Annotated in this window: 11 protein-coding genes; all 11 read right to left on the reverse strand. The window is 60.7% G+C overall.

Annotated features, from left to right (window positions below; all coding sequences use genetic code 11):
• Positions 1-21: 21 nt before the first annotated feature.
• The gene (gene ileS / locus CZ203_RS02800; protein ID WP_087064666.1) at positions 22-2,799 is read right to left on the reverse strand and encodes an isoleucine--tRNA ligase; all 2,778 of its coding nucleotides are present in this window, start codon (positions 2,797-2,799) and stop codon (positions 22-24) included.
• 48 nt (positions 2,800-2,847) lie between these two features.
• Positions 2,848-3,618 carry a DivIVA domain-containing protein gene (locus CZ203_RS02805; RefSeq protein WP_087064667.1) on the reverse strand — a complete coding sequence of 257 codons (771 nt, stop codon included), beginning with the start codon at positions 3,616-3,618 and terminating at the stop codon, positions 2,848-2,850.
• 93 nt (positions 3,619-3,711) lie between these two features.
• Positions 3,712-3,954: a YggT family protein gene (locus tag CZ203_RS02810; RefSeq protein ID WP_159456329.1), complete on the reverse strand. Its 243-nt coding sequence runs from the start codon at positions 3,952-3,954 to the stop codon at positions 3,712-3,714.
• 51 nt (positions 3,955-4,005) lie between these two features.
• Positions 4,006-4,449 (reverse strand): cell division protein SepF, encoded by a 444-nt coding sequence (locus tag CZ203_RS02815; RefSeq protein WP_087064669.1) that lies wholly within the window; start codon positions 4,447-4,449, stop codon positions 4,006-4,008.
• A 61-nt stretch (positions 4,450-4,510) separates the two neighbouring features.
• Positions 4,511-5,221 (reverse strand): YggS family pyridoxal phosphate-dependent enzyme, encoded by a 711-nt coding sequence (locus CZ203_RS02820; protein ID WP_087064670.1) that lies wholly within the window; start codon positions 5,219-5,221, stop codon positions 4,511-4,513.
• Positions 5,218-6,465 (reverse strand): HlyD family efflux transporter periplasmic adaptor subunit, encoded by a 1,248-nt coding sequence (locus CZ203_RS02825; protein ID WP_087064671.1) that lies wholly within the window; start codon positions 6,463-6,465, stop codon positions 5,218-5,220. The genes CZ203_RS02820 and CZ203_RS02825 overlap by 4 nt, the downstream gene beginning before the upstream one ends.
• 13 nt (positions 6,466-6,478) lie before the next feature.
• A complete protein-coding gene (gene hfq, locus CZ203_RS02830) occupies positions 6,479-6,727 on the reverse strand; it encodes an RNA chaperone Hfq (RefSeq protein ID WP_087064672.1) in 249 nt (82 codons plus the stop codon).
• Between the two features lie 36 nt (positions 6,728-6,763).
• A complete protein-coding gene (gene miaA, locus CZ203_RS02835) occupies positions 6,764-7,708 on the reverse strand; it encodes a tRNA (adenosine(37)-N6)-dimethylallyltransferase MiaA (RefSeq protein WP_235847447.1) in 945 nt (314 codons plus the stop codon).
• A 25-nt stretch (positions 7,709-7,733) separates the two neighbouring features.
• Positions 7,734-9,203, reverse strand: a complete 1,470-nt coding sequence (mutL, locus tag CZ203_RS02840; RefSeq protein ID WP_456236178.1) for a DNA mismatch repair endonuclease MutL — start codon at positions 9,201-9,203, stop codon at positions 7,734-7,736.
• A gap of 50 nt (positions 9,204-9,253) precedes the next feature.
• Positions 9,254-11,860, reverse strand: a complete 2,607-nt coding sequence (mutS, locus tag CZ203_RS02845; protein WP_087064675.1) for a DNA mismatch repair protein MutS — start codon at positions 11,858-11,860, stop codon at positions 9,254-9,256.
• Between the two features lie 20 nt (positions 11,861-11,880).
• The gene (miaB, locus tag CZ203_RS02850) at positions 11,881-13,311 is read right to left on the reverse strand and encodes a tRNA (N6-isopentenyl adenosine(37)-C2)-methylthiotransferase MiaB (RefSeq protein WP_087064676.1); all 1,431 of its coding nucleotides are present in this window, start codon (positions 13,309-13,311) and stop codon (positions 11,881-11,883) included.
• Positions 13,312-13,316 lie beyond the last annotated feature (5 nt).

Below are 13,316 nucleotides of genomic sequence, written 5' to 3' on the forward strand. Positions count from 1 at the left end.
CCTGCCCTTTTTTACGTGATATCAGCCGACCACGCTGGCGCAGCGGGCGCACAGCTCCGGATGCTTGGCATTTTCGCCGATGGTTTTGGATATCTTCCAGCAGCGCAGGCACTTGTTGCCCGCTGCGCGTACGACCTTGATCGAAACGCCCGGCCAGCCTTCTTCCGTGTAGCCTTCGCCCTCGCCGGCAACCAGTTCCAGCTTGGAAACGATGCACAGGTCGGCGAGGTCTTCGCCGAAGTCCGGGGCTTCCGGCATATAGACGGTCACTGCGGCCTCAAGCGGCTTGCCGATGACCTTCTCATTGCGCGCCGCCTCAAGCGCCTTGTTGACCCAGTCGCGGAGCTGGATGATCTTCGCCCACTTCTCGGCCTGCGCCTCCGCGAACGCCCAACCCTCGCAGGCCGCGGGCATTGCATTCAGCGCGGCGTTGCGCAGGTCGTCCCCGTCGCGGTGCGGCATGGCCTGCCAGATTTCATCCGCGGTGAAGCACAGGATGGGAGACAGCATGCGGACGAGCGCGTCCAGGATGAGATAAATCGTCGTTTGCGCGCTGCGGCGGCCAAGGCCGTCGGCGGCGTCGCAGTACAGGCGGTCCTTGATGACGTCCAGATAGAAGTTGGACATATCGACCACGCAGAAATTATGGATTGCGTGGAATACGGTGTGGAACTCATAGGCGTCATAGCCGCGGCGTACCTTGGCGGTCAGCTCGTTCAGCTTCATCAGCGCCCAGCGATCAAGCTCGGGCAGACGATCGTATGCGACCATATCGGCCTTGGGGTCGAACCCCGCGAGGTTGCCCAGGATATAGCGCGCGGTATTGCGGATCTTCAGGTAGTTCTGGGACAGGTGCTTGAGCATGTCCTTGGAAATACGCATGTCCTGGCGGTAATCCGCGGACGCGACCCACAGGCGCATGACGTCCGCGCCGTACTCCTTCAGAATATCGTCCGGCGCGATGCCGTTGCCGAGGGACTTGGACATCTTCTGCCGCTCTTCGTCCACGATCATGCCGTGCGTGATGACCGTCTTGTACGGCGCAACGCCCTTGGTCGCGATCGAGGTCAACATGGAGGACTGGAACCAGCCGCGGTACTGGTCGTTGCCTTCCAGATAGACGTCGGCCGGGAACTGCAGGTACGGGCGGCCGTCCAGCACTGCCGCGTGGCTGGAGCCGGAGTCAAACCATACGTCCATGGTGTCAGTTTCCTTCTCAAACCCGCTGCAGCCGCATTCGCAGCGCACATCGGCCGGCAGGATATCGGCGGCGTCCAGCTCGTACCAGGCATTGGAACCCTTCTCGGCGAACAGCTTTGCGACTGCCTCGATCGTTTCCTCGTTGACAAGCGGCTTGCCGCAGTCCTTACAGTAAAAAATCGGGATCGGCACGCCCCAGACGCGCTGGCGGGAGATACACCAATCCGAACGCTCCTGAATCATGGACACCATGCGTTCCTCGCCCCAGCCGGGCAGCCAGGTGATCTCACGGCAGGCCTTGACCGCGTCGTCCTTGAGCGCGTCGATCGAGCAGAACCACTGCTCGGTGGTGCGGAAGATGATCGGATTTTTGCAGCGCCAGCAGTGCGGGTAGGAGTGGACGATGTCCTCGACCGCGAGCAGCGCATTGCATGCCTTGAGGTCGTCAAGGATCACCGGCGTGGTCTTGTCATAGTACATGCCCGCGTACTTGCCCGCGTCCTCGGTCGCATAGCCCTTGCCGTCGACCGGCACGATGATCGGGATATCGTACTGCTGGCAGACAATATAGTCGTCCGCGCCGAAGCCCGGCGCCGTGTGGACGCAGCCGGTACCGGCGTCCAGCGTGACATGGTCGCCGCAGATGACGACGGAGTCGCGATCCATGATCGGGTGCCGCGTCTTCATCATCTCGAGGTCGGAACCCATCAGCGTGCCGAGTACCTCCCAGGAAGCGATGCCCGCAGCCTTCATGACCGCTTCGGTCAGTTCCTTGGCGAGGACGTAAACGTCGCCGCCCGGCACCTTGACCAGGTCGTATTCAAAAACAGGGTTGACCGAGATCGCCAGGTTGCCCGGCAGGGTCCAGGTCGTGGTTGTCCAGATGACGAAATATACGTTGTCAAGAGAGCCGGTGATTGCGGACAGCTTGCCGCCTTTGTCGTCGGTCACGGCGAACTTGACATAGATCGAACTGCAAGGCTCGTCCTGGTACTCGATTTCCGCCTCCGCGAGCGCTGTCTCGTCGTGCGGGCACCAGTAAACCGGCTTCATACCCTTATAGATATAGCCCTTCTTGGCCATCTCGCCGAAAACGCGGATCTGCGCGGCCTCGTAGCCGTGCGTCAGCGTCAGGTACGGGTCGTCCCACTCGCCCACTACGCCGAGGCGCTTGAACTGCGTGCGCTGGGTGTCGACATGGTTGTGCGCGAATTCCTCGCACTTGGAGCGGAATTCCGCAACCGAGACCTTGTCGCGGTCCATGCCGTACGCCTTGATCGCCTGGCGCTCGATCGGCAGGCCGTGCGTATCCCAGCCCGGCACATACGGGGCTTTAAAGCCCGCCATGTTCTTATAGCGGACAATGAAATCCTTGAGGATCTTGTTGAGCGCATGGCCCATATGGAGGTTGCCGTTGGCATACGGGGGGCCGTCGTGCAGAATGAAGAGCGGCTTGCCCTCGTTCTTTTCCATCATTGTTTCATAAAGCTTTTGTGCTTCCCAGCCCTCCAGGAAGCCCGGCTCCCGCTTGGGCAGCCCTGCCCGCATCGGGAATTCGGTCTTCGGAAGGTTGACCGTGCTGTTGTAATCCTGCGGCATCGTACCGTTTCCGTCCTTTCGTGTTGACAAATCTATCAATTAATCTATTTATTTATCGTTTTCCGGCGAATAGTCGGAGCCGAATTTAAGGTCGCCGAAGCTGAACTTCGCCGTAGCGTCGTCCGGCTGCTTGTCGCGGCCGGACTTCGCGGGGGAAGCGTCGTCGCTCAGCGTAACTTCCATCATCTTGACCTTCATGCCGCCCTCTTCGGCGGGCTGCTGATCCATGAATTTGCGGATATCCTCCGGGATGGTATATTCCTTTTCCGGCTTGTCCGCAGGCGCGCCCAGCTTGGAAAAATCCCGGGTGGTTTCCTGCGGCACGGCAGCGGGCTCAGCCGCCTGCGCGGCATCCTGCGGCTGCAGTTCCTTGGACGCTGAAAAAGAGACCAGATCCTTGAGTTCGCCCTCAAAGAAAGCGGTCATCCGGGCGATAAAGTCGGCGCACTGCTGCCTTGCGGCCTCGTGCTTCTGCGCCTCCGCCTGGATCCTGGTACGGTAAGCCGCAAGCTCGGCTTCGGATTCGTCCCGCGCTGTGGCGATGAGCTGCTCCGCCTCGAGCTTCGCCTTGTCGATCGTCTCCTGCGCAATGCTCTGCGCGGAAACCAGGGCGCGGCGCATCCCGTCTTCGACGCTGCGGTATTCCTCGATTTTATCGACAAGCACCTTCATTTTGGATTTGAGCGCGGCGTTTTCCTTTTGCAGCGCGGCATAATCCTCCGTCATCTGCTCGACAAATTCGTCGACTGATTTCATATCATAGCCGCCAAAAACGGCCTTTTCAAAGCTCATCGCCTGAATTTCCTGCACCGTCAGCATATTTATCCTCCGTTTTCAGTTAGCCTGTCCCCGCAGGGACGCATTATACGGTAAAATGGCCGGGGGAATTCCCCCCGGCCACTGATCTGTCCTTTACACAGCCCTTAACAGTATTCCCAGGATAATTTCCAGCGCGAAAAACGCGCACAAAAACGAAATATCAATTGGCATCATCCGGATCGCGTCAAACCGGTTCAGCAGGTTGCGGAACGGCATGATCAGCGGTTCGGTTACCATATACAGGAACTCGGACAGCTTTGACCCGTGCGACTGCGGGAACCACGACAGGACCGCGCGGGCAAGCAGCAAAAATTCGAGCAGCCGTACGACAGACACGGCGATACTTCTGATCAGCAGAATCAATTTTTAAAATCCCTCTCCGTGTACTTAGAAATACAGGCCGTTGTTCTCCAGCTCGTCGATCAGGTCGCCCAGGATGTCGACGTTATACGGCGTGATAATATAGGTGCTGTTCGCAACCTTCTTGATCTTGCCCTCGTTTGCGTAGGCTACGCCGCTCAGGAAGTCGACCAGGCGGCGCGCAACGTCCTTATTCGTCTGCTCCAGGTTGAGCACGACCGTGCGCTTGTCCTTCAGGTGATCCGCGATCTCTGCGGCGTTCTCAAAACGGTCTGGCTTGACCAGCACGACGGCGAGCTGCGTCGTCGCATTGATGTTGACAACCTTATTATTCTTCCGCGCGGTATCCGCGGTATAGCCAAGGGATTCCTCCGGCGCGGCGGCGGTATGCTGCTTGGGGACAAATTCCTCAAAATCGTCCTCTGCGTCCTCGCCCTTGACCCAGTCGATAAAAGATTTGATCGAACCCATTTTTTCTATTTCCTCCTTATGGATACTTGCTTTTTTGCTTCTTGGCAATCATGCGAAGCCCTTAATAGTGGCGGGGGCCGAAGATCGCGCTGCCGACCCGTACCATATTAGAACCGCAGGCAATCGCAGCCGTAAAATCGCCGCTCATACCCATAGACAAAAAATCCATATTTACATTATCGTATTTTTTTGCCGCCATGTCAATAAATAGTTGTCGCATTCTATCGAAATAGCGGGTATTTTTGTCGGATTCGTCCGCAACGGGAGGGATCGCCATCAATCCGCGGATGCGGACGGAAGGATTTTCCTGCAATATGGCGGCCGTTTCGTCCAGCGCGTCCGGGTCAAGGCCGCTTTTGGCCGCCTCCCGCCCGATATTGACCTCGAGCAGGATGTCCTGGCATACGCCGCGTTTTTCCGCCTCCCGCGCAATGGCCTGGCCAAGCTTTAGCGAGCCGACCGACTGGATCAGCGCCGTTTTGCCGATCAGGTACTTGACTTTGTTCGTCTGCAGCGTGCCGATAAAATGCAGCGGCTTGTCCCCATAGGCGCCCGCCTCATACTTATCCAGCAGTTCCTGCACACGGTTTTCCCCTGCCGCGTCGATCCCATGCCGCAGCGCCTCGCGCACCCGTTCGGCATCGTTCATCTTGGTCGCGGCAACGAGCTGGATTTCCTCCGGCCGCCGCCCGGCGCGCAGCGCGGCTTCGGCCATCTGCTCCCGCACCCGGCGGATATTTTCTGCAATCTGTGTTCTTTCCTGCTCCGTCATTTCTTCACAACCTTCTTATCCTGAAGCGCACGGCCCTTTATAATAATGCTGTCCTGGACAACAATGCCGGTCTGGCTGCTGCTGCCCTGCTCGATGACGTAAAAAGTGTCCCCCTCGTACAGCGGGGTAATTTCCCGGAACATGCTGGCCGACCCGCTCAGCGTGTAGACGCCCAGCTTGCCGTCCTCCATCCGGATGGCCTCCTTCGGCACCTTGATGCCGGTATAGCTGGCGCGGATGATATCGACCACCTGCCGCCGCATGGAGACCAGTTCGCTGCTGATGCGGTTGCTTTTAAAGATCAGCAGCGTTTGCGTGCCGTCCTCGGAAACGCGCGCGGCATATACGCTGGCCGGCACATCCTCCGTCACCTGGGTGAAACGCAGGGAAACGCGCGAACCCGCGCGCAGGCCTGCCGCATCCGAAGTGGGCACGAGGGCGGCAAAATACCAGTCAAAGCCTTCGATTACCTTGCCGAGCGCCGTTCCGGGATTTTCCGGCTCGGACGCGATCTTCTGCGCAAAGACATCCGCGGTCATGTCCGGCAATTCGCTCGCCTTTAGGATATTTTCATACCCGTCCACCGTTTCGCTAAAAAAGCCGTCGTACGGCGAGGAAATGACCTTTGTCCGCGTGACGATCGACTGCTGCAGGCGCTCGCGCTGCTGGGCGAGCGCGTCTACCTGCGCCTGGAGCGCCGCCGGGTCCTGCCCGCCGGCGCCGCGCCGCAGTACAAGCTGCCGCAGGTCGCCCGTTTCCTCCTCCAGGCCGCTGACCATGCCGTTCTTGGCCTTGCCCGCGATCGCCTGCATGTCCATCGTAATCAGCTGGTCGAGCTTCGCCGTGTCCGCAAGGTCGGACGCCGCCGTAACCGCCGATTGCAAAAGCGTGATCTGTTCGGTGAGCGACTTGACCTGGCGGCTGGTCTCCAGGGCGCTTTCATCGGTGTATTCCACCGCGAGCCGCGCGCCCGTGTAGACCTTCTCGCCGCTATGTACCGTGTGCTCCACGGTCTCCCCCGTCGTCCCCGCGACCACGGCCTCATTCCGCACGAAATAGCCGGTCACCGTGACCGCGTCGTCCACCGTCACGCGCGTCGCGTTCACGGTTTCCACGCCGTCCGTCAGTACGGAGACGGCCTGTCCGACAAAATATAACGCCACAACGACGCCGACCACTACGATCATGCGCGCGCCGGGCGACCTTTTTTTCTTTTTAATATGTTGGCCGCTGTTTTTTGCCATAGCCCCTCATGCCTTATTCCGTCCGCGCGCGCTCCTCCCGCCTTGCGCCCAGATCCAGCCGCCGCTGGGGGACGAGGGTGGAAATCGCGTGCTTGTAAATCATCTGCTGCTTCCCATCCGATTCGAGCAGCACAATAAAACTGTCAAAACCGCGCACAATGCCGCGGAGCTGGAAGCCATTCGTCAAAAAGACCGTGATAGTCTGCCCCTGCTGGCGCGCGCTGTTTAAAAAAGCATCCTGTAAGTTAAGTTCGTTCCGCACTGTGATTCCTCCATAATATTCCAAATTATGGAACTATCATAACCCTTGTGCGGACAAATATTCTGTCGCTTCCTGTAATACGCGCGAAAATTCTGTATCCTCATTATAGTATATCCAGTGGATCCTGTCATCTTTTTTCAGCCAGGTCATCTGGCGTTTCGCATAATTGCGCGTGCGCCGCTTGAGCACTTCGATACAGTCTTCCAGGCTGTCGCGCCCCTCCAGGTAGCTAACCAGCTCCTTGTAGCCAATCGCCTGCCCGGCCGTGCCGGCCAGCCGGCCGGCCTCATACAGCGCGCGCGTTTCCTCCAGCAGGCCGTCCGCCGCCATCTGGTCTACGCGGCGGTTGATGCGGCTGTACAAGGTTTCGCGCGACGCGGGGCAGACGCCGAGCATCACGGCATGGTATTTGGGGGACGGGCGCTTGTTCCGCGCGTTGAGCGCCCCGATCGTCATGCCGGTCTGCTCATAGACCTCGAGCGCGCGGATGACGCGTTTCAAATTGTTGGGGTGCAGCCGCGCCGCGCTTTCCGGGTCGACCTGCCGCAGCAGCCCATGCACATACTCCGTACCGTGCTCCGCCGCAAGCGCCTCGTATTTGCGCCGCGCGGCAGTGTCGGCCTCGTCCCCAGAAAAGGTGTTGCACTCGATCAGCGCGTCCATATACAGCCCCGTGCCCCCGGCGACGACCGGAACCTTGCCGCGCGCAAGCAGCGCCTGCGCGCACGCGTCCGCAAGCTCGACATAGCGCGCGACCGAAAAATGCTCGCCCGGGTCAGCCACGTCGATCAGGTGGTGCGGCACACCGCCGCGCTCCTCCATGGCCGGCTTGGCCGTGCCGATGTCCATGCCGCGGTAAATCTGCATGGAGTCCGCCGAGATAATCTCCGTCCCGCGCTGCCGGGCGAGCGCGACCGAAAGCGCGGTCTTGCCGCTCGCGGTCGGCCCCGCGATACAAATGAGTTGATTCGGGTTTTGCAACCGTACGTCCTCCTTGCCGCTTATTTTACTGATTGACCCTTTTAAAGAGCTTATCCAGCTCATAGCGCGTCAGCCGCACGGTGACCGGGCGGCCGTGCGGACAGCAGGTCACTTCCGGGTCGCCGAGCACGCGGTCGCACACGCTTTGCAGCTCGGCCATGCTCGAATGGCTGCCCGCCTTAATCGCCGCCTTGCACGCGACCATATGGATAAGGTCGTCCAGGCGGTCGGTGACCGGCGCGCGGCTGGTCAGCAGCTTTTCCGCAATTTCCGCCAACGTACCGGGGATATCCGCGCTGTCCAGATAGGACGGTGCGGCGCGCACGGCAAAGCTGTCCGCGCCAAACGGCTCGATGTCAAACCCGGCCGCGCGCACCTCTTCGATATGTTCCTGCACCGCCCCGGCCTGCGCGGCGTGCAGTTCCGCCACAACCGGCGCGAGGAGCTGCTGCACGGGCAGCTGTTCCGTCTGCCGCAGGCGGTTGAAGATCATGCGCTCNGTATTCTTGCAGGCAATGTATACCGCTTCGAAAATCTGCTTTTCCTGCGCGAATTTGACCTCGGTCTTGGCCGGATGGACGTTGACGTCCACCATATGCAACGGCAGGGACAGGAACAGCGCACAGCAGGGGTACTTGCCCGTGATAATCTTGTTGCGGTAGGCTTCCTCCAGCGCGGCCTGCATAACCTTGCTTTTTATGTAGCGGTTATTGACAAAGAAATGCTGCATGGAGCGGTTCGGGCGCGGGCTGTGCGGCTTGGTGATGTAGCCCCAGACGCGCACGCCCCCCCGTTCAAACGGTTCGATTTCCAGCATCACTTCGGTCAGCTCCCGGCCGAACACGCCAAACACCGGGGTCATCAGGTTGCCGTTGCCCGCGGTTGCAAACACCTGCTTGCCGTCGCGGATCAGCGTAAAGGCGATTTCCGGATGGGAAAGCGCCGCATGCTGCACGACCCCCATCACATATCCCGCCTCGGTAAAATCCTTTTTGAGGAACTTCATGCGCGCCGGGGTGTTAAAGAACAGGTCGCGGATGACGAGCGTGGTGCCCTCCGGGCAACCGGCCTCCTCCTGCTCCGTGATCTGACCGGCCTCCAGGTGCAGGTGCGTCCCGGCAAGCGCACCGCGCTGCTTTGTGAGCAGGTCGATACGGGAAACCGACGCGATGGCCGCGAGCGCCTCCCCGCGGAACCCAAGCGTGCCGATCGCCGCAAGGTCTTCCTCCGTACGCAGCTTGCTCGTCGCGTGGCGGCGGAAGGCGACCGGCGCGTCCTCCGGCGCAATGCCGCAGCCGTCGTCCGCGATACGCAAATAGGTCACGCCGCCGTTTTCTATTTCGACCGTAATACGGGCAGCGCCCGCATCGATCGCGTTTTCCACCAGCTCCTTTGCCACCGAGGCGGGCCGCTCCACGACCTCGCCCGCAGCAATCAAATCGGCCAGGTGGGAGGATAGCTCATGAATAACCGCCAATCTGCGTGCTCCTTTCACCGTCCATCTTCTCGCCCAGTAACCAAACCATGCCGCGAAATCCTAATCCGTCACGAAAGCAGTTTCTTGAGTTCATACAGCGCGTTCATCGCCTCGATGGGCGTCATGGTATCGACATTCAGCGCGCGCAGGCGGTCGGCCACCTGGTTGCCGCCCAGGTCGGTCATGGTGACCTGCGGCGCCTCGTCCGTGTCGTCCGTCAGTGCGCGCACCTCGATCTTGGGCGCGTCACGCTCGAGGTCCTCCAGGATGCGCTTGGCGCGGCGGATTACCGCGCCCGGCACGCCCGCAAGCTTCGCCACCTCGATACCATAGCTGTCGTCCGCGCCGCCGCGTACGATCTTGCGCAGGAATGTGATGTCGTCGCCGCGCTTCTTGACCGCGATATTATAGTTTTTGACACCGTCCACCAGTTCTTCGAGTGCGGTCAGCTCGTGGTAATGGGTGGCGAACAGCGTGCGCGCGCCAATCTTCTTTTTATCCGCGGCATACTCGACCACGGCGCGCGCGATCGACATACCGTCATATGTGGAAGTGCCACGCCCGATTTCATCCAGGATGAGCAGGCTGTTCTTCGTCGCATTCTTCAGGATATCGGCCACCTCGGTCATCTCGACCATAAAGGTCGACTGCCCGCTCGCCAGGTCGTCCGACGCGCCGACGCGCGTAAACACACGGTCGACCACGCCGATATGCGCCGACGCCGCCGGGACGTAGGAACCCATCTGCGCCAGGATCGCAATCAGCGCCACCTGGCGCATGTAGGTGGATTTGCCCGCCATGTTGGGGCCGGTGATGATGGCCACCCGGTTGTCCGCGCCGTCCAGCACCGTGTCGTTCGGGATGAACAGGTTGCCCTCGAGCATGCGTTCTACCACAGGATGGCGGCCGTCGCGGATATCGACGCGCCCGGAAAAGTCCACATCCGGGCAAACATAGTGATAATCCTGCGCGACCTCGGCCAACGCGCACAGCACGTCCAGATTGGACAGCGCCTGCGCGGTGCGCTGCACGCGGTGCACCTGCTCCGCCGTCTTTTCCCGCAGCTCGCAGAACAGCTCGTATTCGAGCGCGGTCAGCTTATCCTGCGCGCCGAGCACGGTATTTTCGTATTTTTTCAGTTCTTCCGTAATGTAGCGTTCACAGTTTGCAAGCGTCTGCTTGCGGATGTAATCCTCCGGCACAAGATCGGAATTCGCGCGTGAGACCTCAATATAGTAGCCGAATACGCGGTTGTACCCGATTTTCAGCCCCTTGATGCCCGTGCGCTCGCGCTCGCGCTGCTCGATCTCGGCGATCTTGCCCTTGCCGCCCGAGGACAGCTCGCGCAGCTCGTCGACCTGCGCGCTGTAGCCCGGCCGGATGAAGCCGCCCTCCCGCACGGAGACCGGCGGTTCCTCGACCAGGGCGGCGTCGATCAGCATGCGCACGTCCTGCAGCAGGTCGATGCGCCCGGTCAGCTCGCGCAGGAGCGCGCCGCCGAACAGCCCCGCCGCCTGCCGCACCGCAGGGAGGCGCTCCATCGTGCAGAACAGGGCGCGCAGGTCGCGGCAATTCGCCGTGCCGTACACGATGCGGCCAATCAGGCGCTCCATATCAAAAATCTTTTTCAGCTCGTCCGTCAGCGCGCTGCGCGCCACGATATCGGACAGCAGCGCGCCGATCGCATCCTGCCGTTTTTTAATGTAAATGGGGTTCAGCAGGGGTTTTTCCACCCACTGGCGCAGCAAGCGCGCGCCCATCGCCGTCCTGGTGCGGTCGAGCACCCAGAGCAGCGTGCCCCGCTTTTCCTTGGTGCGCATGGTCTCGCAAAGTTCCAGGTTACGGCGCGCGGTCAGGTCAAGCTCCATATACTGCGACTGGCGGTACACCTCGAGCGTATTGAGGTTTGCAAGGCTGCTTTTCTGCGTTTCCGTCAGGTACGCCAGCAGTCCCCCAAGGCTCTGCACCAAAACCGGCTGCCCGGCAAGCCCCGCCGCGTCAAAGTCCTCCGTCCCGAACCGCTCCTCGATGCGGCTGCGCGCGGCCGACGGCTCGAAAGCGTCCTCCGGCATGGGTTCAATGTTGCACGCGAGCCGCTCGCGCAGGAAGGACAGCATCTCCTCGTTGGCGGCGGCTGCGCCGCCGACCAGCGCCTCGCGCGGCACAAAACGCCCAAGCTCGGACAACAGTTCCCGCTGCATCTCGCGCCCGGCCAGCGCGGTCGCGAAGACCTCGCCCGTCGAGATATCCGCGAAGCACAGGCCGGCGTCCTCCGCCGTCTGGTAAATGCAGGCGAGGAAGTTGTTCCGGCTTTCGTCCAGCATGGAGGCTTCAATGACCGTACCGGGCGTAATCATGCGCACGATTTCACGCTTGACCAGCCCTTTGGCGCTTTTGGGATCCTCCATCTGTTCGCAGATGGCGACCTTATACCCCTTGCGCACCAGCCGTGCGATGTAGGCTTCCGCACTGTGGTACGGCACGCCGCACATCGGCGCGCGTTCCTCCTGCCCGCAGTCGCGGCCGGTCAGCGTCAGTTCGAGTTCCTTGGACGCAAGCTTGGCGTCCTCAAAAAACATCTCGTAAAAGTCGCCCAGGCGGTAAAACAGGATATAGTCCTTATACTGGTTTTTGATTTCAAAATACTGCCGCATCATGGGCGTCAGTTCGGCCATTTGTCCCCTCTTCTCTCTATCTATGCTTCCTGCTGCCGCCCGTACAGGCTGCGCAGCGCGGCCTTTTCGATGACAATATCGGCAAACTCGCCGACCTTAAGACGTTCCCCCGCGCAATAGACCAGCAGGTTGCCGTCCGTGCGCGCGGTATAGGGGTATTCCGCGTGGCGGCTTTCGCCGTCCACCAGCACGCGCAGGCGCTTGCCCTGATAGGCCAGCATACGCGGCTCCGCGCACTGGTCCTGCAGCGCGAGCAGGCGCTCGAACCGCGCCTGCTTTTCCGCCTGCGGCGTTGGGTCGTCATAGTCCGCGGCGGGCGTGCCGCTGCGTTTGGAATACTGGAAGGTATACAGCATATCGAAGCCGGTATCCCGCACCACGCGGAGCGTGCCTTCAAAGTCCTCCGCCGTTTCGCCGGGGAAGCCCACGATGATGTCGCTCGATACGACCAGCCCCGGCATCCGGCTGCGCGCATACGCGATGAGCGCCTGATACTGCTCCGCCGTATAGCCGCGGTTCATGCGCCGCAGCACCGTGTCGCTGCCCGACTGGAACGGCAGGTGGAGCTGCTTTGCGACTTTGCCGCACTGCGCCATCGTGTCGAACAGCTTGTGGGACGCATCCTTCGGGTGGCTCGTCATAAAGCGCAGCAGGAAGTCCCCCTCCACCCCGTTCAGGCGGCGCAGCAGGTCGGAGAAGTCGATCTCCAGATCCAGATCCTTGCCATAGGAATTGACGTTCTGCCCCAGCAGCGTGATATCGCGGTAACCCGCCGCGACCAGCTCGCGCAGTTCCGCCTCGATCGCCTCGGGGCGGCGGCTGCGTTCCCGGCCGCGCACATAGGGCACGATGCAGTAGGTGCAGAAGTTATTGCAGCCATACATGATGGACAGCCAGGCGTGCGCCTTGCCGTCTCGCAGGACGGGCAGCCCCTCCGCGATCTCGCCTTCCGCGTCGCCCGAAATATCAAACACGCGGCGGTCGCCCGTCAGTGTGCGGTAAAGCAGCTCGGGGAAACGCCAGAGCGCGTGCGTCCCGAACACGAGGTCGACCTGCGGGTAGCTCTTCTTGACCTTCTCCGCCATGTGCTCCTGCTGCACCATGCAGCCGCAAAGGGCGATTGTCAGCCCCGGCTTCTGTTTCTTCAGGTGCGCCAGCGCGCCGACATTGCCGAGCACGCGGTTTTCCGCATTTTCGCGCACCGCACAGGTGTTGAGCACGATCACGTCGGCCTGCTTCGCATCTTCGGTCATTTCATAGCCCATATCCCGCAGCATTCCCGCGATTTTCTGTGTATCCGCCTCATTCTGCTGGCATCCGTAGGTATGTGTAAAGGCTTTGCACTTTTCACCGTTTTTCTCTGTTTTATCCCGGTTCATGTGCCCGATAAAGTCGATAAAATCCATTTGACGCCGAATTTGCTCCTCCGGCACCACGCGTGCTTTGGTCATGAATC

This window comes from Intestinibacillus massiliensis, assembly GCF_900155735.1.
Classification (GTDB): Bacteria; Bacillota; Clostridia; order Oscillospirales; family Butyricicoccaceae; genus Intestinibacillus; species Intestinibacillus massiliensis.